The 25,176-nt window shown below is 58.3% G+C and carries 25 protein-coding genes and 1 tRNA gene; 13 read left to right on the plus strand and 13 right to left on the minus strand.

Annotated elements, in window-relative coordinates:
* Positions 1–79: 79 nt before the first annotated feature.
* From rloA to pabB, 4 genes are all read left to right on the plus strand, one after another.
* Positions 80–616, plus strand: coding sequence for a retropepsin-like aspartic peptidase RloA (rloA, locus tag AC3WMV_RS14615; protein WP_025110318.1), 537 nt, complete (start codon positions 80–82; stop codon positions 614–616).
* A gap of 5 nt (positions 617–621) precedes the next feature.
* Positions 622–2,157, plus strand: coding sequence for an osmotic stress tolerance membrane protein RloB (rloB, locus tag AC3WMV_RS14620; RefSeq protein WP_007960894.1), 1,536 nt, complete (start codon positions 622–624; stop codon positions 2,155–2,157).
* Entirely contained in the window at positions 2,157–3,143 is a 987-nt protein-coding gene (locus AC3WMV_RS14625) for an alpha-L-glutamate ligase-like protein (RefSeq protein WP_103369338.1), read from the plus strand. Before rloB ends, AC3WMV_RS14625 begins: the two co-directional genes overlap by 1 nt.
* 215 nt (positions 3,144–3,358) lie before the next feature.
* Entirely contained in the window at positions 3,359–4,702 is a 1,344-nt protein-coding gene (pabB, locus tag AC3WMV_RS14630; protein WP_103369337.1) for an aminodeoxychorismate synthase component I, read from the plus strand.
* Positions 4,703–4,788: 86 nt separating this feature from the next.
* Here the strand turns inward: pabB and thrH are convergent, their stop codons facing one another.
* Positions 4,789–5,406 (minus strand): bifunctional phosphoserine phosphatase/homoserine phosphotransferase ThrH, encoded by a 618-nt coding sequence (gene thrH, locus AC3WMV_RS14635; RefSeq protein WP_103369336.1) that lies wholly within the window; start codon positions 5,404–5,406, stop codon positions 4,789–4,791.
* A 163-nt stretch (positions 5,407–5,569) separates the two neighbouring features.
* Between thrH and AC3WMV_RS14640 the strand changes: the two genes are divergently transcribed.
* From AC3WMV_RS14640 to AC3WMV_RS14650, 3 genes are all read left to right on the plus strand, one after another.
* Positions 5,570–6,304: a phosphoadenylyl-sulfate reductase gene (locus tag AC3WMV_RS14640; RefSeq protein ID WP_003223260.1), complete on the plus strand. Its 735-nt coding sequence runs from the start codon at positions 5,570–5,572 to the stop codon at positions 6,302–6,304.
* Positions 6,305–6,882: 578 nt separating this feature from the next.
* A complete protein-coding gene (locus tag AC3WMV_RS14645; protein ID WP_103369334.1) occupies positions 6,883–8,421 on the plus strand; it encodes an NCS1 family nucleobase:cation symporter-1 in 1,539 nt (512 codons plus the stop codon).
* A gap of 53 nt (positions 8,422–8,474) precedes the next feature.
* Entirely contained in the window at positions 8,475–9,203 is a 729-nt protein-coding gene (locus tag AC3WMV_RS14650; protein ID WP_103369333.1) for an aspartate/glutamate racemase family protein, read from the plus strand.
* Between the two features lie 131 nt (positions 9,204–9,334).
* On the opposite strand, the gene AC3WMV_RS14655 is transcribed toward AC3WMV_RS14650, so the two are convergent.
* On the minus strand, positions 9,335–10,261 hold the full coding sequence (locus tag AC3WMV_RS14655) for a LysR family transcriptional regulator (RefSeq protein WP_103369349.1): 927 nt from the start codon (positions 10,259–10,261) through the stop codon (positions 9,335–9,337).
* 126 nt (positions 10,262–10,387) lie between these two features.
* On the opposite strand from AC3WMV_RS14655, the gene AC3WMV_RS14660 reads away from it, so the two are divergent.
* Positions 10,388–11,134, plus strand: coding sequence for a 3-oxoacyl-ACP reductase family protein (locus AC3WMV_RS14660; RefSeq protein ID WP_103369332.1), 747 nt, complete (start codon positions 10,388–10,390; stop codon positions 11,132–11,134).
* Positions 11,135–11,212: 78 nt separating this feature from the next.
* Here the strand turns inward: AC3WMV_RS14660 and AC3WMV_RS14665 are convergent, their stop codons facing one another.
* The gene (locus tag AC3WMV_RS14665; RefSeq protein ID WP_027613306.1) at positions 11,213–11,908 is read right to left on the minus strand and encodes an HAD-IA family hydrolase; all 696 of its coding nucleotides are present in this window, start codon (positions 11,906–11,908) and stop codon (positions 11,213–11,215) included.
* Between the two features lie 246 nt (positions 11,909–12,154).
* On the opposite strand from AC3WMV_RS14665, the gene AC3WMV_RS14670 reads away from it, so the two are divergent.
* Both AC3WMV_RS14670 and AC3WMV_RS14675 read left to right on the plus strand, forming a co-directional pair.
* On the plus strand, positions 12,155–16,933 hold the full coding sequence (locus tag AC3WMV_RS14670) for an RHS repeat-associated core domain-containing protein (protein ID WP_207264440.1): 4,779 nt from the start codon (positions 12,155–12,157) through the stop codon (positions 16,931–16,933).
* Positions 16,930–17,361: a DUF6896 domain-containing protein gene (locus AC3WMV_RS14675; RefSeq protein WP_103368909.1), complete on the plus strand. Its 432-nt coding sequence runs from the start codon at positions 16,930–16,932 to the stop codon at positions 17,359–17,361. Before AC3WMV_RS14670 ends, AC3WMV_RS14675 begins: the two co-directional genes overlap by 4 nt.
* A gap of 150 nt (positions 17,362–17,511) precedes the next feature.
* On the opposite strand, the gene AC3WMV_RS14680 is transcribed toward AC3WMV_RS14675, so the two are convergent.
* The 4 genes from AC3WMV_RS14680 to AC3WMV_RS14695 all read right to left on the minus strand — a co-directional run bounded on the left by AC3WMV_RS14680 (position 17,512) and on the right by AC3WMV_RS14695 (position 19,254).
* Positions 17,512–17,688, minus strand: a complete 177-nt coding sequence (locus AC3WMV_RS14680; RefSeq protein ID WP_178085260.1) for a hypothetical protein — start codon at positions 17,686–17,688, stop codon at positions 17,512–17,514.
* 123 nt (positions 17,689–17,811) lie between these two features.
* Positions 17,812–18,237, minus strand: a complete 426-nt coding sequence (locus tag AC3WMV_RS14685) for a glycine zipper domain-containing protein (RefSeq protein ID WP_027613308.1) — start codon at positions 18,235–18,237, stop codon at positions 17,812–17,814.
* 134 nt (positions 18,238–18,371) lie between these two features.
* The gene (locus AC3WMV_RS14690; protein WP_007960728.1) at positions 18,372–18,740 is read right to left on the minus strand and encodes a glycine zipper domain-containing protein; all 369 of its coding nucleotides are present in this window, start codon (positions 18,738–18,740) and stop codon (positions 18,372–18,374) included.
* A 325-nt stretch (positions 18,741–19,065) separates the two neighbouring features.
* Positions 19,066–19,254, minus strand: coding sequence for a hypothetical protein (locus AC3WMV_RS14695; protein ID WP_007960727.1), 189 nt, complete (start codon positions 19,252–19,254; stop codon positions 19,066–19,068).
* A 239-nt stretch (positions 19,255–19,493) separates the two neighbouring features.
* On the opposite strand from AC3WMV_RS14695, the gene AC3WMV_RS14700 reads away from it, so the two are divergent.
* Complete coding sequence (locus AC3WMV_RS14700; RefSeq protein ID WP_103368910.1) at positions 19,494–19,772, plus strand: hypothetical protein; 279 nt, start codon at positions 19,494–19,496, stop codon at positions 19,770–19,772.
* A gap of 66 nt (positions 19,773–19,838) precedes the next feature.
* Here the strand turns inward: AC3WMV_RS14700 and AC3WMV_RS14705 are convergent, their stop codons facing one another.
* Positions 19,839–20,159 carry a YbjQ family protein gene (locus tag AC3WMV_RS14705; protein WP_027613311.1) on the minus strand — a complete coding sequence of 107 codons (321 nt, stop codon included), beginning with the start codon at positions 20,157–20,159 and terminating at the stop codon, positions 19,839–19,841.
* Between the two features lie 463 nt (positions 20,160–20,622).
* Positions 20,623–20,871 carry a S1 domain-containing protein gene (locus AC3WMV_RS14710; RefSeq protein ID WP_103368911.1) on the minus strand — a complete coding sequence of 83 codons (249 nt, stop codon included), beginning with the start codon at positions 20,869–20,871 and terminating at the stop codon, positions 20,623–20,625.
* 481 nt (positions 20,872–21,352) lie between these two features.
* Between AC3WMV_RS14710 and AC3WMV_RS14715 the strand changes: the two genes are divergently transcribed.
* Positions 21,353–21,676, plus strand: coding sequence for a site-specific integrase (locus AC3WMV_RS14715; RefSeq protein WP_256584965.1), 324 nt, complete (start codon positions 21,353–21,355; stop codon positions 21,674–21,676).
* 770 nt (positions 21,677–22,446) lie between these two features.
* Here AC3WMV_RS14715 and AC3WMV_RS14720 read toward each other — a convergent pair.
* From AC3WMV_RS14720 to AC3WMV_RS14735, 4 genes are all read right to left on the minus strand, one after another.
* Complete coding sequence (locus AC3WMV_RS14720; protein WP_103368912.1) at positions 22,447–22,725, minus strand: hypothetical protein; 279 nt, start codon at positions 22,723–22,725, stop codon at positions 22,447–22,449.
* Between the two features lie 156 nt (positions 22,726–22,881).
* On the minus strand, positions 22,882–23,067 hold the full coding sequence (locus AC3WMV_RS14725) for a hypothetical protein (RefSeq protein WP_103368913.1): 186 nt from the start codon (positions 23,065–23,067) through the stop codon (positions 22,882–22,884).
* Positions 23,068–23,158: 91 nt separating this feature from the next.
* A complete protein-coding gene (locus AC3WMV_RS14730; protein WP_219738003.1) occupies positions 23,159–23,896 on the minus strand; it encodes a hypothetical protein in 738 nt (245 codons plus the stop codon).
* A 70-nt stretch (positions 23,897–23,966) separates the two neighbouring features.
* A tRNA-Ser gene (locus AC3WMV_RS14735) sits at positions 23,967–24,056 on the minus strand.
* 295 nt (positions 24,057–24,351) lie between these two features.
* On the opposite strand from AC3WMV_RS14735, the gene AC3WMV_RS14740 reads away from it, so the two are divergent.
* A complete protein-coding gene (locus tag AC3WMV_RS14740) occupies positions 24,352–25,041 on the plus strand; it encodes a crotonase/enoyl-CoA hydratase family protein (RefSeq protein WP_064586733.1) in 690 nt (229 codons plus the stop codon).
* The last annotated feature ends 135 nt before the right edge of the window (positions 25,042–25,176 follow it).

Raw genomic sequence — 25,176 nt, forward strand, 5'->3', positions numbered from 1 at the left:
AGCTGATAGGCACACGAAGGAGCTTGCGCAGTATTGCCAGGAACCTGAACCGAAAACGGAACGCTGCGCACCAGGATTTATGAGACTCAAGCCCTTCCCCACATTTTTTGCGCTGTTTTGCCTGCCCGGCCTCGCCGCGGCGGGGGAAAAAACCGTGTACGGCCTCAACGAATACGCATCGCTTGACGGCATCAATCTGCAAGTCGCGGCCAAACTCGACACCGGCGCCAAAACCGCCTCGCTGAGTGCCCGCGACATCAAACGCTTCAAACGCAACGGCGAGTCCTGGGTGCGTTTCTACCTGGCGATCGACGCGGCGCATTCGCACCCGATCGAGCGGCCGCTGGCCCGGGTCAGCAAGATCAAACGCCGCGCCGGCGACTACGACCCGGAAGAAGGTAAAAAGTACACCGCGCGCCCGGTGATCGAGCTGGATATCTGCATGGGCACGGCGTTGCGCAGCATCGAAGTGAACCTGACCGACCGAAGTGCGTTCCAATACCCGCTTTTGATCGGCTCCGAAGCCTTGAAACGCTTCGACGCGCTGGTCGACCCCAGTCTTAAATACGCTGCCGGCAAACCTGCCTGCACCATCGCCGCTCATACCGCCGAGTAATTTCCATGCGTTCTCTAACCTTCCACCTGAAAATCCTGATCACCATTCTGGTGCTCCTGGGCGTTTCGGTTACGGCCTATCAGATTTTCGTGCTCGGCATCCCGGTGACCGAAGATGCCACCGACGACTTGTGGAACATCGACGCCAAAGTCGAGTTCGTCGCCAGCACCAAGGACCCGGTGAAGGTCCAGATGTTCGTGCCACCGCTGAGCCGCGATTACGTCAGCCTCAACGAAAGCTTTATCTCCAATAACTACGGCGTGGCAGTCAACCGCGTCGACGGCAACCGCAAGGTCACCTGGTCGGCGCGCCGGGCCAAGGGCAACCAGACCCTTTATTACCGTCTGGTGCTGACCAAGCGCTACACCGCGGAAAAATCCAAGATCAAAGGCCCGACCTTCCGCGACAGCATCGCCATCGAAGGCCCGGAAAAAATCGCCGCCGAAGCCTTGCTCGCGCCGATCCGCCAGCACTCGGCCGACGTCGAAACCTTCATCGGCGAAGCGATCAAACGCGTCAACAACGCCAACGATGACAACGTCAAACTGCTGCTGGCAGGCGACCCGTCGACACCGCACAAGGCGAAGATCGTCGAACTGCTGCTGTCGATCGCTCACGTGCCGGTGGAAAAAGTCCACACCATCCGCCTCGTCGCCGATCAGCCGCAAACCCCGGAACTGTGGCTGCGCAGTTTCAACGGCAACGACTGGCTGTACTTCAACCCGGAAACCGGCGAGCAAGGCCTGCCGACCGACCGCCTGCTGTGGTGGACCGGTGATGAAAACCTGATCACCATCGAGGGCGCGAAGAAAGCCAACGTGACCTTCAGCCTGAACAACAGCGAGATGAACGCGATTCGTCTGGCCAAGCTGACCGACGAAAACACCGACGCCAACTTCCTCGAATACTCGCTGTACGGCCTGCCGCTGCAGACCCAGCAGACGTTCATGATCATGGTGATGATCCCGATCGGCGTGCTGGTGATCCTGATCCTGCGCAACCTGATCGGCCTGCAGACCCTCGGCACCTTTACCCCGGTGCTGATCGCCCTGGCCTTCCGCGAAACGCAACTGGGCTTCGGCATCCTGCTGTTTACCGTGATCACCGCGCTGGGCCTGTCCTTACGCTCGTACCTGGAACACCTGAAGCTGCAGATGCTGCCGCGCCTGTCGGTGGTGTTGACCTTCGTGGTGGTGCTGATTGCCGCCATCAGTCTGTTCAGCCATAAACTCGGCCTGGAGCGCGGTTTGTCGGTGGCGCTGTTCCCGATGGTGATTCTGACCATGACCATCGAACGCCTGTCGATCACCTGGGAAGAACGCGGCGCCAGCCATGCCATGAAAGTGGCGATCGGCACCCTGTTCGCCGCCTCGCTGGCACACCTGATCATGACCGTGCCCGAGCTGGTGTACTTCGTGTTCACCTTCCCGGCGATCCTGCTGATTCTGGTCGGCTTCATGCTGGCGATGGGTCGCTATCGCGGCTACCGCCTGACCGAACTGGTGCGCTTCAAGGCTTTCCTGAAAAAGGCTGACGCCTGATGTTCGGTTTCTGGAAGACCTGGAAGGCGCTGGAGGCGCGGGGCATCATGGGCATCAATCGGCGTAACGCCGACTACGTGCTCAAGTACAACAAGCGCAGCCTGTACCCGATCGTCGATGACAAGATCATCACCAAGGAGCGCGCGATCGAGGCCGGCATTCATGTGCCGGAACTGTACGGCGTGATCTCCACGGAGAAGGAAATCGACAAGCTCGACGAGATCATCGGCGGGCGCAACGACTTCGTGATCAAGCCAGCCCAGGGCGCTGGCGGTGACGGCATCATCGTCATCGCCGACCGCTTCGAGGGCCGCTATCGCACGGTCTCGGGCAAGATCCTTGCCCATGAAGAACTCGAACATCACATCTCGAGCATTCTTACCGGCCTGTATTCGCTGGGCGGCCACCGCGACCGCGCGCTGATCGAATACCGGGTGACCCCGGACCAGATCTTCAAGAGCATCAGCTACGAAGGCGTGCCGGACATCCGCATCATCGTGCTGATGGGCTATCCGGTGATGGCCATGCTGCGTTTGCCGACCCGTCAGTCCGGCGGCAAGGCCAACCTGCACCAGGGCGCCATCGGCGTCGGTGTCGACCTCGCCACCGGCCTGACCCTGCGCGGTACCTGGCTGAACAACATCATCACCAAACACCCCGACACCACCAACGCGGTGGACGGCGTGCAACTGCCCTACTGGGACGGTTTCATGAAGCTCGCCGCCGGCTGCTACGAGCTGTGCGGCCTGGGTTACATCGGTGTGGACATGGTGCTCGACCAGGAGAAAGGCCCGCTGATTCTCGAGCTGAACGCGCGGCCGGGGCTGAATATCCAGATTGCCAACGATTGCGGGCTGACCCTGCGTACGCATGCGGTCGAGGCGCATCTGGAAGAGCTGAAGGCACGCGGGGTGACGGAGTCGGTCGAGGAACGGGTGGCGTTTACTCAGGAGATGTTTGGGCATATTCCGGCGGTCGAGGGCTGATCCAGCACTGAGGCGCGGCTATCGCGAGCAGGCTCACTCCTACAGGGGAACGCATTCCAAATTGTAGGAGTGAGCCTGCTCGCGATAGCGGACTTACCGCCACTACAAGACTCAACCCTGCCCCCAATCTGCTCATCCCCGACATCCCCTCTAGGAGCAACTCCCGCAGAGGACTACAATCCCCACCCCGCCTCGATGGCTGATCTGCCCCGCCCATGTTGACCTGTTCCGTACACCCGCTGCCCTACCGCGCCAACCCCGCCGATTACTTCGCGGCCATCCGCCATGCGCCCGGCGCCGTGCTGCTCGACAGCGGTCGGCCGAGTGCTGACCGTGGCCGTTATGACCTGCTCAGCGCCTGGCCGCTGGAACAACTGGCGGTGTTGCCCGACGAAAGCGGCAGCGTTTTCCTGCAACGCCTGCGCAATAACCTGACCCGCCTGGGCGAAGCGCAGCTGCCTGGCGAATATGACCTGCCCTTCGCTGGCGGCCTGATCGGCTATCTGAGCTACGACTTCGGCCGACATCTCGAGAATCTGCCGAGCCAGGCCAAGGACGATCTGCAATTGCCCGACGCGCGGTTCGGTCTGTACGACTGGGCGCTGATCAGTGATCACCAGACCGCCACCAGTCAATTGGTGTTTCACCCGTCGCTGGCCGACAGCGAGCGGCAACGGCTGATCACGCTATTCAGCCAACCGACCTCGGCGCCGCTGACCCCATTCAAGCTGGACACGCCGATGACCGCCGATCTGTCGGCCGATGACTATCGCCAGGCGCTGGAACGCATTCATCAATACATCCAGGCCGGCGACTGCTATCAGGTCAACTTCGCCCAGCGTTTCCGCGCGACCTGTCAGGGCGATCCGTGGCTGGCCTATTGCGCGTTGCGCGAGGCCTGCCCGACGCCGTTTTCCGGTTTCCAGAGCCTGCCCGACGGTGACGCGGTGCTGAGCCTGTCGCCGGAGCGCTTCGTAAAAGTCAGCCAGCGTCAGGTGGAAACCCGCCCGATCAAAGGCACCCGCCCTCGCGGCCTGACGCCTGCCGAAGACGCCGCCAACGCCGCCGAACTGCTGGCCAGCCCCAAGGATCGCGCAGAAAACCTGATGATCGTCGACCTGCTGCGCAACGACCTCGGCCGCACCTGCCGGATTGGTTCGGTGCGGGTGCCGGAGCTGTTCAGCCTGGAAAGCTATCCCAACGTGCATCACCTGGTCAGCAGCGTGACCGGCGAACTGGCCGAGGATCGCGATGCGCTGGATCTGATTGCCGGCAGTTTCCCCGGCGGCTCGATCACCGGCGCACCGAAGATCCGTGCGATGCAGATCATCGATGAACTGGAACCGACCCGGCGCGGTTTGTATTGCGGTTCGTTACTGTACCTGGACGTACGCGGCGAGATGGACAGCTCCATCGCGATTCGCAGTCTGTTGGTCAAGGATGGGCAAGTGTGTTGCTGGGGTGGCGGCGGGATCGTGGCCGATTCGGACTGGCAGGCGGAGTATCAGGAGTCGATTACCAAGGTCAGAATCCTCCTCGAAACCCTGCAAAACCTTTAAAAGCTTCGCGAGCAGGCTCGCTCCCACATTAGGAATGCATTTCCCTGTGGGAGCGAGCCTGCTCGCGAAAGCGTCCTTCCAGACGACTACAAACTCAACGCTCTGTTAGAAGCTTTGAGGAACTCCTGCTTCAACTCGGCAAACGTATGCACCGCCGGAAACTGCGGGAACTCGCGAATCACGTTGTCCGGCGCATGGAACAGAATTCCCGCATCCGCCTCACCCAGCATGCTCGTGTCGTTATACGAATCCCCCGCCGCAATTACCCGGTAGTACAGGCTCTTGAATGCCAGCACCGACTGACGCTTGGGATCTTTCTGACGCAATTGATAGCCGGTCACCCGCCCGCTGTCGTCAGTGATCAGGCGATGGCAGAGCAAGGTCGGGAAGCCCAGTTGCCGCATCAGCGGCTGGGAGAATTCGTAGAAAGTGTCCGAGAGAATCACCACCTGAAAGCGCTCGCGCAGCCAGTCAACGAACTCCACCGCGCCATCCAGCGGCTTGAGGGTGGCGATCACTTCTTGAATGTCCGAGAGTTTCAGGCCGTGCTCGTCGAGGATGCGCAGACGCTGCTTCATCAGCACGTCGTAATCGGGAATGTCCCGGGTGGTGGCCTTGAGGGATTCGATTCCGGTTTTTTCGGCGAAGGCGATCCAGATTTCCGGCACCAGTACCCCTTCAAGATCCAGGCAAGCAATTTCCACAAGACACTCCCGTTTGTAGTGATTATTGAGTCGAGCGAGCCCGAACTCTAGCGACTCCCCCGCCACCGCGCAACGCAGCGGGCACACCCTACTCCGCCGCTTTTTGTTACCATCGCCGCCATATAGAGCGCCCAGCGCCACCGACCTGTAGGAAGCCGCCCTGATGAGCCCAACGTTCGATGTCGTGGAACTCGCCACGACCTATGCCAACAAATCCGCCCAAGACATCCTGAAACTCGCGTTCGCCGAGTTCGGTGACGAGCTGTGGATATCTTTCAGTGGTGCCGAGGATGTGGTGCTGGTGGACATGGCCTGGAAGCTGAACAAGAACGTCAAGGTGTTCAGCCTCGACACCGGCCGCCTGCATCCGGAAACCTATCGCTTCATCGATCAGGTGCGCGAGCACTACAAGATCGATATCGAACTGGTGTCACCGGACTACACGAAGCTGGAACCGTTCGTGAAGGAAAAAGGCCTGTTCAGTTTCTACAAGGACGGCCATGGCGAATGCTGCGGCATCCGCAAGATCGAACCGCTGCGGCGCAAACTGTCCGGCGTCAAAGCCTGGGCCACCGGCCAGCGCCGCGACCAGAGCCCGGGCACCCGCAGCGCCGTGGCGGTGCTGGAGATCGACACCGCGTTCTCCACGCCCGAGCGCACCCTGTACAAGTTCAACCCGCTGGCGCAGATGACCAGCGAAGAGATCTGGGGTTACATCCGCATGCTCGAACTGCCGTACAACAGCCTGCATGAACGCGGCTTCATCAGCATCGGCTGCGAACCATGCACCCGCCCGGTGCTGCCGAACCAGCACGAGCGCGAAGGTCGCTGGTGGTGGGAAGAAGCGACGCAGAAAGAATGCGGGCTGCATGCGGGGAATATCATCAGCAAGGCGTAAACCCCTGCCACGATGATTTCCCCTTGTAGGAGTGAGCCTGCTCGCGATAGCGGTGTATCAGGCAAAAAATTCATCGACTTATACGCCGCTATCGCGAGCAGGCTCACTCCTACACTGGCCTCTAGCGACTCAAAAAATGTGTACACACGAATGTCACCATCGGTGCCATTTATGTGTGCACTTTTTGCTTTCACGCCCTGAAAAGTTACATCCCTGCTGAATTCCCCTGCGCTCCACCACCTCCGCAAAATCCCTCGCAAAAAATAAATACCTGTTCAATCGGTCAATTTATAACCAATTATTTTCAAACACTTAGCGCTCATCGATAACTTTTCGAAATGAGCGCAGCGCTCGATAGATCGCTGACTGGCACAGATCTGGCTTTGGTGCATACATGTTTTGTATACAAAACTGCAAAACATCAATCCACACTTTCGATCCGCAAGCCTGAAGCGCCCTATCCCGTACAGGCTGCAGATGCCCCGTAACCAGTGATGTCTGCTGGCCGCGACGAAGATTTGTCGAGCCCTGAGCTCATGCACAGTCATCGCGGCCCCGCCCATCAGGAGCCTGCCGGAATGCGTACAAGTCTCTCCAACAACATCGCGCTGAATCTGCCCGCCTCTGCACTCGACCAGCCATTGCCCGACACGGGTCTGGCTCAACCGTTACAACTCAGCCCGCGCCTGCACAACAGCGACCTGGCACCGACCCGCGCCGAAGGTCGGCGCTGGGGCAAATACAGCATCTTCGCCCTGTGGACCAACGATGTGCACAACATCGCCAACTACTCGTTCGCCATCGGGCTGTATGCGTTGGGCCTGGGGGGCTGGCAGATTCTGCTGTCGCTAGGGATCGGCGCGGCGCTGGTGTACTTCTTCATGAACCTGTCCGGCTACATGGGGCAGAAAACCGGGGTGCCGTTTCCGGTGATCAGCCGGATCAGTTTCGGCATCCACGGCGCGCAGATTCCGGCGCTGATTCGCGCGGTGATCGCCATCGCCTGGTTCGGGATTCAGACGTATCTGGCGTCGGTGGTGTTTCGCGTGTTGCTGACGGCGATTCATCCCGGTTTCGCCGACTACGACCACAACTCGATCCTCGGCCTGTCGTCGCTGGGCTGGGTGTGTTTCGTGGCGATCTGGTTCGTGCAGCTGGCGATTCTCGCCTACGGTATGGAAATGGTTCGCCGTTACGAGGCTTTTGCCGGCCCGGTGATTCTGCTGACCGTAGCCGCCCTCGCCGCGTGGATGTACACCCAGGCCAACGCCACGATTGCCTGGTCAATCCGCGAACCGCTAACTGGTGGCGAGATGTGGCGCAACATCTTTGCCGGCGGCGCGCTTTGGCTGGCGATCTACGGCACGCTGATCCTGAATTTCTGTGACTTTGCGCGTTCTTCGCCGTGCCGCAAGACCATCAAGGTCGGCAATTTCTGGGGCCTGCCGGTGAACATACTGGTATTCGCCGCCATCACCGTCCTGCTCTGCGGTGCGCAATTTCAGATCAACGGGCGGATCATCGAAAGCCCGACCGAAATCATCGCCTCGATCCCTAACACGTTCTTTCTGGTGCTCGGTTGCCTGGCGTTCCTGATCGTCACCGTGGCGGTGAACATCATGGCCAACTTCGTCGCCCCGGCCTTCGTCCTCAGCAACCTGGCGCCGAAGTACCTGACCTTCCGCCGCGCCGGGCTGATCAGCGCGACCATCGCCGTGCTGATCCTGCCGTGGAACCTCTACAACAGCCCGCTGGTGATCGTGTACTTCCTCTCCGGCCTCGGCGCCCTGCTCGGCCCGCTGTACGGGGTGATCATGGTCGACTACTGGCTGATCCGCAGAGGCCGGATCAACGTCCCGCAGTTGTACAGCGAAGACCCCAACGGCGCCTATTACTACAGCCGTGGAGTGAATTTCCGCGCGGTGGCGGCGTTCATTCCGGCAGCGCTGATCGCCATCGTCCTGGCGCTGGTGCCGGGCTTCCACAGCATCTCGCCGTTCTCCTGGCTGGTGGGCGCCGGCATCGCCGCGATGCTTTATCTGATCATTGCCAAACGTCAGCCGCACTACGCCGACGTCAGCGGCGAATCGATCGCCGTCGACAACGTCAGCCATTAACTTCCTCGCGGCCCGGATTTGGGCCGCTGAACTGCCCGCAATAAGGACTTCCCATGCGTATTCTTGTGGTCAACGTCAACACCACCGAATCCATCACCCAGGCCATCGCCCGCTCGGCGCAGGCCGTCGCGTCTGCCGATACGGAGATCGTCGGCCTGACACCGTTCTTCGGCGCCGACTCGGTGGAAGGCAATTTCGAAAGTTACCTGGCGGCCATCGCCGTGATGGACCGGGTGATGTCCTACGATCAACCGTTCGACGCGGTGATTCAGGCCGGTTACGGCGAACACGGTCGCGAAGGTTTGCAGGAACTGCTCAACGTGCCGGTGGTGGACATCACCGACGCTGCTGCCAGTACCGCGATGTTCCTCGGCCACGCCTATTCAGTGGTGACCACGCTGGACCGCACCGTGCCGCTGATCGAGGACCGGCTGAAACTCTCGGGCCTGTGGGATCGCTGTGCCTCGGTGCGGGCCAGTGGTCTTGCGGTGCTGGAGTTGGAGCACGAACCACAGCGCGCACTGGAAGCCATCGTGCAACAAGCGGAACTGGCGGTGACTCAGGACAAGGCCGAGGTGATTTGCCTGGGTTGCGGCGGCATGGCCGGACTGGATGAGCAGATCCGCCGCCGCACCGGCGTGCCGGTGGTGGATGGCGTGACGGCGGCGGTGACCATCGCCGAATCGCTGGTGCGGCTGGGGTTGTCGACGTCCAAAGTGCGGACTTACGCGACGCCACGGCCAAAGCAGATCATTGGCTGGGCGGAGCGGTTTGCCCGGTAGACCGGGTTATCGCTCTTCGCGAGCAGGCTCGCTCCTACAGTGATCGGTGTTGCCCACAGATTTCGGGCACAACACTGTTCCTGTAGGAGTGAGCCTGCTCGCGATGGCCGCAACTCGGTCAAAAGCCAAACTCAGACAGCACTGAACCGCCGAGCCAACCCCCGCTCGGCAAACTGCTCAATCACAAAATCGACAAACGCCCGAGTCTTGCCCGGCAACAATTTATGCTCGGCGTAATAGATCGAAATGTTGCCGTCATCGATGTACCAGTCCGGCAGCACGCGTTGCAATGTGCCGGCCTCGAGGTAACCCACGGCAAACGGCATGCTGACCAGCGCGATGCCCAGCCCTTGTGCTGCCGTGGCGCAGGCGGCTTCGGAGTCGCTCATGGTCATTCGCGTCTTGAGGGTCAAGGGCTGACAGAGCTGACTGCGGCCACTGATCAACTGCCAGGAGCGCACTCGACCGGTCTGCGGCGAACGAATCAGGATGCCATCGTGACGTTGCAGGTCATCAGGCTCGACGATTGCCTCGTGCTGTTGCAGATAGTCAGCAGACGCCACTAACACGCGATGCGCGGGTGCCAACTTGCGTGCGACCACGCCTTGGGGCAATTCAAAGCCGCCGCCAATCGCCGCATCGAAACCTTGCCCTATCAAATCGACCTGACGGTTATCAAAATGCCAGTCAGGGTTGATTGCCGGAAACCGACGTAAAAATTCTTGCAGCAATGGCACGATGTACAAACGCCCGAATACCGTGCCCATGCTGACTTTCAACGTCCCCGCCGGCAGCCCTTCCACACTCGACAGATTGGCCACCGCATTCTGAATCGTCGTCAGACTGCCACTGACCTGACTCAAAAACAGCTGACCGGCCTCGGTCAGGGTCAGGCTGCGTGTACTACGCTGGAACAGCCGTACACCGAGCCGCACCTCGAGCTTCGCCACACTCTTGCCAACGGCGGCCGGGGTCAGGCTCAAGCGCCGGGCGGCTTCGGCAAAGCTGCCGACTTCGGCGCTGCGCACGAAGCATTCAATACTGCTGAAAGTTTCCATGATCGCCACTATAAACTTCTGGTTTACACAGACTATAGCAATCATGGTCTACACGGTTGTCGATGCGAGGCCGATACTCGGCTCCAACAACAAGGCAGCCCGCCTTGAATTTTCTGGAGATCGAACATGACCACTCAACACCTCAGCGGCAAAGTCGCTCTGATTCAAGGCGGTTCTCGTGGTATCGGCGCCGCCATCGTCAAACGCCTGGCCGCCGAAGGCGCCGCTGTCGCATTCACCTACGTCAGCTCCACCGCCAAGGCCGAAGAGTTGCAGAACAGCATCACTGCCAACGGCGGCAAAGCCTTGGCGATCAAGGCCGACAGCGCCGATGAAGCCGCAATTCGCAATGCCGTCAGCGCCACCGTCGAAGCCTTTGGCCGCCTGGATATTCTGGTGAACAACGCCGGCGTCCTGGCCATCGCGCCGCTGGAAGATTTCAAACTGGAAGACTTCGACCAGACCCTGGCGATCAACGTACGCAGCGTGTTCATCGCGTCTCAGGAAGCCGCCAGGCACATGGGCGAAGGCTCACGCATCGTCAATATCGGCAGCACCAACGCCGACCGCATGCCCTTCGGCGGTGGCGGTGTGTATGCGATGAGCAAATCGGCGCTGGTCGGCCTGACCAAAGGCCTGGCCCGTGATCTCGGCCCGCGCGGCATCACCATCAACAACGTGCAACCCGGCCCGGTCGACACTGACATGAACCCGGCCCATGGCGATTTCGCCGAGAGCCTGATCCCGCTGATGGCGGTGGGCCGTTACGGCACTGCTGATGAAATCGCCGGTTTCGTCGCTTATCTGGTCGGCCCGGAAGCCGGTTACATCACCGGTGCCAGCCTGACCATCGACGGTGGTTTTGGCGCCTGATTGCGCTGAATCCCGGATACAAAAAACGCCGCACCTCTTTGCAGAGGGCGGCGTTTTTTATCGGCGCTTATTGGCTGATCAAGCCCACTCCAGCGCCGGCAAACCGCAGGCACTCGGGGTAAACGCCTTGAGCGTGCGCAGAATCCCGTCGGCATGCGCGTATTTTTCATCGGCCATGGCCGCGTCGGGAATCGCAATGGCAGTCATTCCCGCCGCTTTCGCGGCGGTGACGCCAAACGGCGAATCCTCGAACACCAGACAGTCTTCAGGCGCTACACCCAGACGCCGGGCGGCGGTGAGAAAGATGTCCGGCGCCGGTTTTGCTGCGCCAACTTCGGGGTCGTCGGCGGTGACGATGAAATCGAACAGGGCAAACCAGTCGCGGTGCAAGGTGGTTTTCTGGCCGAACGACTGCCGCGACGAACTGGTGCCCACGGCGATCGGAATGTTGTGCGCCTTGAGGTGGCGAATCAGCTCCTCCGCGCCGGGCATCGCCTGGGCCTTGGGAAAGCGTTCACGCATCAGCGGCTCGCGGATCAGCAGAAACTCTTCGGCGCTGATCGGCAGATCCAGCGCCTGCACCACGTAGTTCGCCAGGTCATTGGCGCCACGACCGATGATGTTCTGTTTAACACTCCAGTCGAAGGTCCGCCCGTAACGCTCGGCAATGAGCGAGGTGACCTCGGTGTAGATACCTTCGGTGTCCAGCAGCAAACCGTCCATGTCGAAAATCACGGCCTTGATCGGGCCAAACGTCTTCATCGGTGCATTCATCATCGGATCCGTTATCAAAAACATCCCGGGCGGCCCAGCCGGCGCCGCTACGCGGATCTGATTAATGGGTTCAGCAGCATAGCGAGGCCAGCGGACATTGAGCAACGGGCAATGTTTACGGGCGGTGGAATGACTCGCTGACATTTAGCGAAATGCCCTACAGATAACGCCTACTTTCCCGACTTCTTTCCACTTTGATCCCCCGCAAAGTCCGCGCACCTCTTTCACGTGCGCGAGTGCTTGCGAATGTTCCAAACCGATCGGCTCCTGGCCCTGAACAACAGCATCGGCCTGCTGGTGGTTGCCGCCCTGAACCCGCAACACCCGGACTTTGAAAGGCTGATCCGCGAGTTTCGCCTGTGCCTGAGCAACTACGAGGCCTGGGCCGAGCAGTTCTGGACGGGAACGGCGCTGGATATCGAGCAGGTGTTCAAGGTCGGCGACGACGTGCACCTCAGCGCTCCGGTCAAATCCCGCCAGCCGATCCAGACCTCGGTGGTCATGTGCCCCGCCAGCGGCCCGTTGACTCTGGTGCACCTGTTCGAGGCAGTGCGCTTCGTACCGATCGGCAATACCCCGGTGATGCTGGAACCGGTGATCGGCGAAGTCGACGGGGTATTGAGTTTCGGTGAACCGCTGCGCCATACCATCGGCCCGAGCGGCATTCTGGAAGTGCGCGACTGCGACCGGGGCCAGCGTTATCGCATCACCTTCTTTCCTGATGTTTCCAGCGCCCATATCCAAGCGCTGTACGCCTCCTATGAAGAGATTCTGGACGGGCTGGAGGTCTGGCTTCGTCAGGAGTGGGACGGGTTTCAGCCGCTATGGGCGGAGTTTTCCGGCGCCGGTTTGGCTGATCGTTACCAGCAGTTGCAACAGGCCGACTGGCGCGGTTTCGAGAAAGCCCTGCACGACATCTGGGATGACGTTAAACAGCTGTTTGCCCTGCTCGCCGACCTGCAGGCCAACAGCGAAAAACTCCTGCAGTACCTGAGCGATGTCGAGCTGCAAGCGCTGCTCGACGCCTCCAGCGAGGCTATCGCCAATGGCTTGCTGATCCTCAGTGACGAGCCGTTGCTGTTTATCCATCTGGCCGCGTTTAGCAGTTGGTTGAAGATGCTGCCGCCGCAGTACCTGGCGGAAGTGGTGGCAGAAGTCCGGGTCGAGTTGTTGATCAGCTTTTTGCTGATGCGCGTTTGCGGCGGCGTTGGCGTGCCCGTGCGACTGAGCAGCAAGGTGCTGAGCAAGATCAAGTCGCCCCGGGCGCGGCAATGGCTGGCCGCATCGGCCTTGCGCCTGAGCGAACTGACCTCCACTGCGGATCTGAGCAAGCATGCGGGCGCGTTGAAGCCGTTGATGGTCAATGCACGCAATGTGTCTTTGAAGCCGACACCAGCGATCCCGCTGAACATTCGTCAGACGGACGCCGTGGTGTTGACCGTGCCGAATCCGGCACCGATGGCACGGGACAAGTCCCGCGGCACGACGCGGATGGAGCGTCACGAACCTCACGACGACGCTTCAAACCAGGCGAAAAACCCCAACGGCGACAGCGCCGACTGCGCGCCTCTGACCTGCACCAACGGCTGTCCGGTGTCGATGGTTACCGGCGAAGAACTGCTGACCCTGACCGACGGCACGCTCGATGGCTTGCTGCCGTTCGAATTCACCCGGCTGTATCGCACCAGCGCGGTAGAGATCGATGTCGGGCTGGGGTTTGGCTGGAGTCACTCGCTGGCGCATCGGCTGGAGTTTGATGGCGATGCGGTGGTCTGGGTCGATCACGAGAACCGCCGCACGCGGTTTCCGTTGCCCAGTGTGGAGCGGCCGCAGATTCACAACAGCCTGTCGCGGGCGGCGATTTTTCTCGGCGATGAGCCGGAGGAACTGATCCTCGCGCTGGCCGGGGATGCGGCGCGGTTTTATCACTTTCGGGCCGGGCGGTTGGTGGCGGTCAGTGATGCGTATGGCAATCGTCTGACGGTGCATCGCGATTTTTCCGAGCGTGTGCAGCGCCTGGATAACGGGGCCGGGCGGTCGCTGCTTTTGCGCTATGACCGGGCGCATCTGGTCGCGGTTGATTACCAGGTGCTTGAGGCTGATGGCTGGCGCACCGAGCAAACGCTGGTCAGTTATTGCTACGACGCGCGTCAGCGGTTGTTGGCCGCGACCAATGCGGTCGGTGACAGCGAGCGTTACGACTACGACGATCAGCACGTCATCCTGCAGCGGCAACTGACCGGCGGCGCGAGCTTTTTCTGGGAGTGGGAACGCTCGGGCAAGGCGGCGCGCTGCGTGCGGCACTGGGCGTCGTTCGCGCAGATGGACACGCGTTACGTCTGGGCCGATGACGGCAGCGTCGCGGTGCACTACGTCGATGGCAGCGAAGAAACCTACGTCCACGACGACAGCGCACGGCTGGTGCGCAAGGTCGAGGCCGATGGCGGTGAGCACCTCAAGGCTTATGACGATCAGGGCCGGCTGATCGCCGAGCAGGATCCGCTGGGCGCGGTCACCGAATACCGCTACGACGACGTCGGACGGCTGATCGCGCTGCTTCCGCCGGACGACGAGCCAACGTCCTACGAGTACCGCAACGGTTTCCTGCACAGCCGTTCCCGCGGCGAGGCGGTGTGGACGTTTCGGCGCAACGCCGAGGGCGATGTCACCGAGGCGGTCGATCCCGACGGTCAGGTCACCCATTACTACTACGACACGCGCGGGCAGTTGCTGTCGATCCGCTATCCGGACAGCAGCCGGCACAAATTGTCGTGGAACGACCTCGGGCAACTGATCGAGGAAACCCTGCCCGACGGTGGAGTACGGCGCTTTTCCTACGACGCGCTGGGGCGACGGACGACCACTTGCGACGAGCACGGCGCGATCACCCGCCAGCAGTGGGATGCGGTTGGCCGACTAATTCAGACGACATTTCCTACAGGCGCCACTCGCGCCTACAGCTATGGCGCTTACGGCCAGGTCACTGCCGAGCGCGACGAACTCGGGCGCATCACCCGCTACGAGTATGACGACGACCTGCACCTGGTCTCGCGCAAGATCAATCCCGACGGCACGCGGGTGCAGTACCGCTACGACCATGCGCAGTTGTTGCTCACGGAAATCGAGAACGAATCCGGGGAAAAGTACCGGCTGGACTACACGCCGAGCGGATTGATCCGACAGGAAACCGGCTTCGACGGCCGGCGCACCGCTTACGCCTACGACCGCAACGGGCACCTGCTGGAAAAGACCGAGTTCGGCGATGACGGCTCGACGCTGGTCACTGCCTACGCGCGTGATGCGGCCGGGCGTCTGCTGCTCAAGACCCTGCCCGACGGGGTTCAGGTGGCTTACACCTACGACCGCCTGGGCCGTTTGACCGGGGTCGATGACGGCCAGCAACATCCGCTGGCCTTTGAATATGACCGGCAGGACCGGCTGATCACCGAGCATCAGGGCTGGGGCACCCTGCGTTACACCTACGACGCCTGCGGCCAGCTCAAGCGCCAGCGTCTGCCGGACAACAGCAAGCTCGACTATCACTACGCCAAGGGCGGCGCGCTGACCGCCATCGACCTCAATGGCACGCGGCTGACCAGTCACGTCTACCAGTCCGGTCGCGAGCAACAACGCCAACAAGGCCTGCTGCGCAGCGATTATGCCTACGACGATCAGGGACGTTTGCTGGCCCATGCTGTAGGTCATCAGCACGACTCGCTGTACCGCCGCGATTACGCCTACAGCGCCAACGGCAACCTCGAGCACATTGCCGACAGCCGTCACGGCCAGCGCACCTACGGTTACGACGCGCTCGACCGCTTGATCCGCGTGCGCCACTCGCGCGACGAACTGCCGGAATCCTTCGCCCACGAGCCGGCCGGCAACCTGCTGATGCAGGATCGTCCCGGCCCCACCCGGATCAAGGGCAACCGCCTGCTGATGCAGGGCGACCGGCATTACGACTACGACGCCTTCGGCAACCTGATCCGCGAACGCCGTGGCCGCGACCAGCAACTCGTCACCGAATACCGCTACGACTGCCAGCACCGTCTGATCGGCCTGACCCGCGCCGATGGCCAAACCGCGACCTACAAATACGACGCCTTCGGCCGGCGCATCCGCAAAACCGTCGACGGCCAGACCACCGAGTTCTTCTGGCAAGGCGACCACCTCGTCGCCGAAAGCAGCAAAACCCACCACCGCAGCTACGTCTACGAACCCGGCACCTTCCGCCCGCTGGCGCTGCTCGACGGCAAAGGCCCGAAAAAGGCCTGCCCGTTCTACTACCAACTCGACCACCTCGGCACGCCGCAGGAACTCACCGACTACAGCGGCGAAATCGTCTGGTCAGCGCAATACGACGCCTACGGCAAGGTGTCGGCGATCACCCTCGCGGGCGAGGACTACCTGGACCAGCCGCTGCGGTTTCAGGGGCAGTATTTCGATGCGGAAAGTGGCCTGCATTACAACCGGCATCGGTATTACGACCCGAGGTTGGGCAGGTATCTGACGCCGGATCCGGTGAAGTTGGCTGGAGGACTAAACCAATACCAGTACGTGCCGAATCCGACGGGTTGGGTGGATCCGTTGGGGTTGAATTCCAATTGTCCGCCGCCGAATAAGCCTGGGTGTGAAGTACCGGGTGGGATTGTTGGGGCTAAGGTTGATGAGGGTGAACCGCAGGTACCAAATCTAACTCATGGCGTAGACCCAAAAACATTGAAACGAACACATGCGCTCATGGGGAAAACCTCAACTAGACTAGTCGAGAAAATGAGGATAGAAATGGGAGATATTGGGTTTAACCGCGAGTTTCCTATAGATGTCGCTGAGCACCACGGAAACCTTTACATTTTAGATGGCCATCATAGAGCTTCGGCTGCACGACAAACCTCTACCGAAGTAACGATCCAGCTAATAACCAACATCGAAGATCACCACGGCAACCTAAACACTATTGAAGAAGTGCTAGAGCCAGCGGCTAACGTCGGTAATGACAGATTGGAGCATCGCAGAAGAAGATGAATAAAAAAGACAAAAACCTTGAAGACCTCATTAACGACTTTCTTTCTAAGGTTGATAGTGCGACGTTGCTGCTCGAGAAAAGATTTGGTACCAGAAATATCCTGAGGCTTTGGCGCAGCAATCAAATACAACGGTGCGGTAACATAACTGACAACACCCAATACGAGCTTCATGGAGTTGGATGCATCGTTCACTTCACTACAGAATCAGTGAATTTCGATTACGGTTCAAACAATAGAATCGACGGTTTTGATGTTTGGCGCCTTTACATTTATGCCAGTGACAGGCCATCCAAATATAAAAAATACTGCGACAAAAAAACAGTTGAAAAGGAGTTTAAAGAGTACATCGCATCAGGCCGAATAAAAAAAATGTCGGCATCAGATAATCTTTACATACTCATCAACCCTGATTTAACTGCCAAATAACAAAATATTTTGTCGGTTTGCTTTCGTCCGCCTTGACGATTGTTTAACAAGCTTGACCTCGAGAACAAACCAATCCGAATCAAAGGGCCTGAAGTACAGGCCCCGGATATTTAAATTCAGTGCGCCGCCACGCTCGACTTTCAAGACAACTTATTGCTCATCCTCATCCTCATCCTCTTCATACTCCTCATCCAAAGCCTCATCCGCATCATTCAACGGCACCGTCGCATCATCCATCAGCGACCCCGGATCCTCGTTCCCCGGATCATTGATAAACGGCAGACCACTCGGGCCTTTTTCTTCCTTGCCTTCGGTTTCGGGCGTCATGGCAAACCTCTACGTCTGGTGGGTTGTATAACGTTCGAAAAGCCTTACAGGCAATCGTTCCAGTGTCCGGCCGCCAGAAACGAAAAACCCGGCGCCAGGCCGGGTTTGTTTTCGAATATTCAATCAGTGATGGCGGTTTTTGTGTTTGTACTTGTTGTGCTTGTGACCACCACCGGAATGAGCTCTGCCACCGTCGTCACCCAGGTTGTTGCCCACCGCACCACCCGCTGCGCCGCCCAAACCGGCACCAATGGCCGAACCAGTGGAGCCGCCCAGGCTGTTGCCGACCACTGAGCCGCCGGCAGCGCCGAGACCACCGCCAATGGCGGCTTCGGTGCGATTGTGTTTATTCGCCCCGACCGCGCTGCCCGCCGCGCCACCGACACCTGCGCCAACCGCGGCACCGGTGCTGCCACCTAGCTGGCCACCGACCACGTTACCGAGGACACCGCCCAAACCGCCACCTACGGCGGCGCTGCCATCTCCGGCGGCCATCGCACCTTGAGCGATGAATAATCCGAAAAACAGTGCAGACAATGACAAGCGCATTTGAACCTCACAGTTCCCGAATCGGGAGGGTATGCCCATAGGGCCTATGTCAGATTGGAGACATTTTTCCAGAAAACGTTCAGCCATGAAAAAGCCCGACATCGAGCCGGGCTTTTTTTGACAAACGTTCGCTATCAGTGACGCTTGTGACCTTTGGACAGGTTAGCGCCGACGGCACCACCCGCAGCGCCACCAAGACCGGCGCCAATGGTTGCACCATTCCGGCCGCCCAGGCTGTTGCCGATCACCGAACCACCGGCCGCGCCAACACCACCACCAATGGCCGCTTTGGTGCGGCTGCCCTTGCCGGCAGCCATCGCACTGCCGGCCGCGCCTGCAACACCGGCACCAATCGCTGCGCCCGTGCTGCCGCCCATCTTCTGGCCGACCACGTTACCCAGCGCGCCACCCAGACCGCCGCCGAGTGCAGCAGTACCCTCACCGGCGACCGCACCTTGAGCAACGAGAAGCCCCAGAACCAGAGCAGGCAATGTTAGACGCATGACGAAAACCTCAAAAATAGGGAGATCAAAAGGGGCCGAGATTGAAAGCTGCCGACGCGCTGAAGTCCAGACAAATCAGCTGCCGCCGCGCACTTGGCGCCGATTGGACAGCGATTTCGCCAAAGGTTTTATCGCAGGCAAAAAAAAGCCCGCTGGGGAGACGGGCTGGAGACTTGCTTTCTAACGGATGGCTTCACCCTACGTCCGTGGACGTGAAAAGTTTGTGAAAAACACCAAACTCGGCCAAGAGTTTGTAGGAGATTTCCTTTTCATAAACAGCAGGCATAAAAAACCCCGTTCATAGACGGGGTCGTTCGGTCTCACTTTATTTTCTTGAGCGGGCCGAGACCTTTGGAAGGAATTTGGCTTTCGGCCCCTTGGGTGCCGTGGACTTGATCTTGCCGGTCTGCACCGGATCCTCGCCAAAGCCCGATTGGTACTCCGTCTGGCCGCAACGGACACAGTTGTTGAATGAAAATTCGGCTCCATCGTCTTCGATATACGGATCAGTCATAGCCTCTCCCCTTTGCGATAGATCGACACCGGCAAAGCCCTTTTGCCTGAAAAAATATCGACCTCCAAGGCTTTTGAGACTAGCCGGTCATTACCGGACTTGTGGTTCAGTTCGACCGATGCCCGACGAATGGCCTACACCTGCTCAACATCCGAACCAACCGTTGATCTCACAACGCTAAAGATTCCCGCCCACAGGCCGTTGCCCTTTTTCATACAAATGAATCTCAAGGAGAGAACATGAAAATCAACGGATTCCCGGAAATGCCGGTCGTAAAACTCACGGACGAACAAATCGCTGCCGGCAAAGCCGCCGGTGAAAAATTCAAGGAAAAGCTCGCATCAGGCGACATCACCATCACCTACCCGGACAAACCGGTTCTGACTCCCGGCGTTATCTACCACCCGAGTCAGCCGGCCGATCCGACGCCCTCCACCGGCACCCCGCCGATGGTCGCAATCGATACGCCCCTGACCTATGGCGCCCACGGGCTTGTCATCCTCAAGCCACAGGGCTGATCGAAAGCAGAAAAGCAAAAAGCCCATTCATCATCTGAATGGGCTCGCTTGAACACCGCGACTGCATCAACGCAACTTGACCGCCGTACCCGTCGCGAACACCACTACCATGCCACCCTTGCCCGCCGGCATGCTGATCTCGAAATCCAGCCCGACCACCGCATCCGCCTGCAACGCCCGCGCCCGTTCCTTGATCTCGTCCGTCGCCTGAACCCGAGCTTCTTTCAACGCACGCTCCAGCGTCTGCGAGCGCCCACCGAAAAAATCGCGCATGCCGGCAAACATGTCACGGATCACGTTGACGCCCTGCACCGACTCCGCGCTGACAATGTCCAGGTACGCGGTGATCTGTCGGCCTTCGATGGCGTGGGTGGTGGAGATGATCATGGGAACAGTCCTTTTTTCTACGGATAAAGCGGCGATTGTAATGCGCTATCGAAACCAGGCCGAACTCTTCCTGTGTGACCTGTACGTCCAATTATTCTAAAGGCAGGACGAAGGTCGAGCGTGCAGGTGCTAAAGCCCGACTCGCCCATTTGTAGCACGCCAGCCCCCAACTCGTTCTATCGCACTCTTCGTCCCTCAGTCAGCTCGTTCCCACCAATCCTGTCGTCAGCACATGTCCTTCAATGTGCAATTCATAGGGCGAAATGTCACTTTTCTAACTAGAAATTTTAAAATAGTACACATTAAAAATTAGCTAGTAAAAAGCCGCCTCAGCGGCGGCTCAGCACTTGGGAAATACTTGAGATTAGAGGTAGCGAACACTCAACTCACTCATCGTACAGTTCGTTTATTTGCAACCTCACGCAGTCAGTTTTTATAGCAATTGTGAACGAAACTGCACGGATTATATTTTCTTTAGCATCCCTCGAAGCTCTCTTCCGGAGGGTCCATCCATTACGAGATAACTAACTTTGTCTCCAACGGAAAGGTATTTCTTTCCGGTTTCCCAATCAAGATTTTCGCCTATCTCGATGGCAACATCCTGACTCCCATCATCCGGACTGATAATGGCAAATTTTTGCGTTGGACCTCCCCAAACAATGCCAATTTCCGAAAATGACTTAACAACCCCGTTGACATTCCTCTCTGACATATCGCTCTCCGTACAACTTTATGTAAAGGCGTAATTACGCCGTCACAATAGATAAGACACTCCACGGAAGGATTTGCATACTGTAAAACTTGACAGGTATTACGATTCAGCTTCGTAGAAAACAAGCCGTTCGTCGCCTCATTCACGTTTTAGAAAACTCATATCCCTAACAACATATTTGTAGTATTCAAAGGCTGGTGTTCTCCAGCGATCATGAACTTCTCTGGTACCAGATCTCCCTCACGAAAAGAAAAAAGGCTGTCTGACTAAAAATCATGTTCTTCGTTCCTTTCGCGAACTTGGTTGCAAGGTCAGTGCCCGCATACCTATACCAGTCAATTGCATATCCGAGTACGGTGCTTCGATTGACTGAATTGCAAAGCAGATTGGTAATAACAACTGGGACTCGTCCGGCAGCACCGCGGTTATTTTCCCGAGTCGACCAAGCCCGCTGCGAACAGATTCCGGGCACTACCTGGACGTGGGGCTGAACATCAAAAGCAACAGCGTGGCCGCTACTTCTTTTTTGTGGGTACAAAAACAAGCTGAGGTTCATGTGCGGCCGCGTTGGGGTGACATTCAGATTGATCACCTGCACCTGCAAGGGTGGATTCAGAGATCGCTGTCGAAGCGCCTAAAGAAAGAGACCATCCGCGATATCATCAGCAATGTGCGCCAGGTGTTCAGGCTCTACCGCATACGGAAGAAGGTCGCGCACGACCCGACTGAGGGGCTATTCGTGCGTATGCCCGATCCTGAAACACCTGATCCGTTCACCAGAGCGGAAATCAAGCAGATCCTCTAAACGCATACCAACCGAACGCAGGAACTGCTGATGGTGCAATTCATGATTTGGGCAGGCCCACGGGTTTCAGAACCCATTGCGCTGGCCTGGGAGGACGTCGACCTTAAACAGGGGACGGTGACTTTCCGCCGATCCAAAGTGCGTGGGGCCTGTCGCGTGACGAAGACACGGCGCTCTACGCGCAAGGTGCGTTTGTTGGAGCCTGCGTGGGACGCCCTTCGCAAACTGGGCGATCAACCAGCTCAAAACGGTGGGCACCATCGACGTCGTCGAGCGGGACAACAAGACAGTCCGCAGACAAAAGCTGCACTTCGTGTTCCTCAACACCAGGAGCGGCCTACCGCACGTCAGCGACTTTTTCGTGAGGGACAGGTTCTTCAGCGAACTTGAAAGCGGCCGGCGTTCGGTATCGCGGGCCAGGTCAGTGCCGGCATACCTATGCCAGTCAGTTGCTAACTACAGGCGTGGCTTCGATTGACTGGATCGCTGAGCAGATGGGGCATACGAATGGAAATATGATCCGGCAGCACTATGGGACGTGGATCAATGAGGACGGACCGGACGTGGTTGGGATGTTAAAACTGGCATTGAAGCTGTCAACGGTTTCAGTTCCACACTGAACTCGGTGATGTCCACGTTTTCGGCAAAGAGCACTACGGCCGTCAAGCCTGTCGAAGTGCTCAGCGACTAACGGCGAAAGCACATTGGCAGCCAGCGCGCACCGCTAAAAACTGTTACACCGTTAATAATGAATGCTCGATGTCTTCCACTCATGATTCGTCTTTCGGCAGCAAATGCAGTTGCAGCCTGAGCCGTTCCAGATTGCCAGCCGATAATGCGCCGCCGTAATGCAGCCCTTGTGCTAGCCGCAAAAGTTCCCGAATAACTGTGACCTCTCCGTTGCCAATACGAATACACAGTAAGCTGATAAGCGCTCCTAGGTCACTGGTGTACCCGGGAGTGACTGACAGGAGTTCAATTAGCTTATCCCCCAGCCTCTTGGCAGTCGTGATCAGGTTCGGGGAAATATCGTCATCAGGGATCGACATGACGCGGGTTCCTATTCAGTAAATGGCGTTAAATGCGCACAAAGCGCTGGTACGGCCAGTCTAGGGGGTGGTGGTTCTACGGAAAAACAAAAAGGCCCACACACCTAGGCAAGGTGTGAGAGCCTTTTGTACATAAGCGGCGTTATATGCACCCCATCAGCTCGGAAAGCGAACGTTCAAGTTCTTCGCCATTTGAGGTTCAGGCGCCGTCTTGCCCAGGACGTAAGTCACGCCATTGGACCCAGGTGCAACTGCCAATAATTTCCAGCCTTCTTGCACCGCCGTATTCGCGCTGCTCACTGAATACGCTTCTTTCAACTCAACCGCTTCATGCAACTGCATACCTACTCCTTGTAATGAACCGTGATGGCCCGGTGAGCGTAGCGCATCGGCCACGCAGGTGGTGTTCTTTCTGTTCGTTATTAGCAAGCCTCTATCGTTGCTGCAGAGCCGCGTTCCGCAAGAGACTTTCGCGGAGCCTTGCGTCGATATCAGATATCACGTCTTTCATGCTTTGATCACGGCTCCACCCCTCCGGATCAAGCTCCTCAGCAGGAAGGCCGACATATGAGCGAAGTTTTTTGGCTAGATCAGATGCCTGTAGCCCAAGCACAGCATATCCCCGGCGTCTTGCTTGAAAATATCCGACATATTCCGGAGGGTCGGAATTGTACTCACGTATTCCAGCAAGGTTTCCTTGCAACTGATCTTGTTGATCTGGCAGTCGAAGAATCGAATACATTAGATCCATTGGTAACAGCTTCCATTCAACATTAACGTCTAACGGTCGGAAATCAGGAGGCGTAACAACTGGCACGTATTCACCGCGCTCACCAGCGGGCTGGCCGTATTGGGTCCCGTCGTCCAATGCAACTTGAAAACAGCCAGTTGCAAACCGATTCAAATGAGAGACGACGATGATTCCAAGGTAAATTGTGTCCTGCTTGGCCGTTTTCCGCTTAGTCCACCACTCTTTGATTAGGACGAAAATGTTACCGAGTAGAACCCCGCTGATACCGGCGCCGGCTGAAATGATGGCTGATATTGCGCTGATTCCATGAGTCCCTCTGTGTGAATAAGCGTGTGAACGCCAATTGTAGGCGTAGCAATCAGTTAAATACGGGCGAGCATCTGTAAGCCAGAAAAAGACGCTCCAGTCCCATATCGCCATTTTCCAGACGCCAAAAACCACAAACCCCCGACTTTCTCTAGGAAAATCAGGGGTTTGCGTTTACTGAATGTGGCGGTGAAGGAGAGATTCGAACTCTCGATACAGTTTCCTGTATACACACTTTCCAGGCGTGCTCCTTAAGCCACTCGGACACTTCACCGTATCTCTTCAAACATGTTCTGTCTGTCGAGGCGCGCTAATGTAGTCGAAAGCTTTTCTGATGGCAAACTTTTTTTCAGAATTTTCATGCGGTTAAGACAAAAAGGCGTTTCGCCCCACCTTGGGCGATGGCAAACCGGCCAATCTCTGGTGACGGCCACCCTTCTATATAGAAGCAGAATGGCGTGCTACGCCGGGCGCGGCCGGAAACGGTGACCGGCGAGTCAGTCACAGCGCTTTACCTGGCCTACGGTGGTGGGTAACGTCTGCCCATCTTTCTTACAAGGAATAGCGTCATGAGTGAGTTGATTGCCTACCACCTCGAAGACGGTATCGCGACCCTGACCTTGAACAACGGCAAGGTCAATGCCATTTCCCCGGACGTGATTGCGGCGTTCAACGCGGCGCTGGATCAGGCGAAGACTGATCGTGCCATCGTGATCATTACCGGTCAGCCGGGGATTCTGTCTGGCGGCTATGACTTGAAGGTGATGACCGCCGGGCCTAAAGAAGCCGTGGCGCTGGTGACTGCGGGTTCGACACTCGCCCGTCGCCTGCTGTCCCACCCGTTTCCGGTGATCGTTGCCTGCCCAGGCCACGCCGTGGCCAAAGGTGCATTCCTGCTGCTGTCCGCCGACTACCGCATCGGTGTCGACGGCCCGTTCAGCATCGGTCTGAACGAAGTGCAAATCGGCATGACCATGCACCACGCCGGCATCGAGCTGGCGCGTGATCGTCTGCGTCGTTCGGCGTTCCACCGTTCGGTGATCAACGGCGAAATGTTTGATCCGAAAAGCGCGGTGGATGCCGGCTTCCTCGACAAGGTGGTGGCTGCCGAAGAGCTGCAAGGCGCAGCCCTGGCCGCGGCGCGTCAGTTGAAGAAGATCAACATGAACGCGCACAAGAACACCAAGCTCAAAGTGCGCAAGGCGCTGCTCGAAGCCCTCGACAACGCGATCATCCAGGATCAGGAACATCTGGGCTAAGCCCGCGCTTCCCAAGCCAAAGAAAAGCCCGACCGTCGTGTCGGGCTTTTTCTTACGCGTTCGATTGATCGAGCGTCGACTGCTCTAGCTCGGGTCTGACAATCAACTCGGAAACATGCGCTTAAACATCGCCTA

This window comes from Pseudomonas sp. FW305-3-2-15-E-TSA4, from assembly GCF_058787295.1.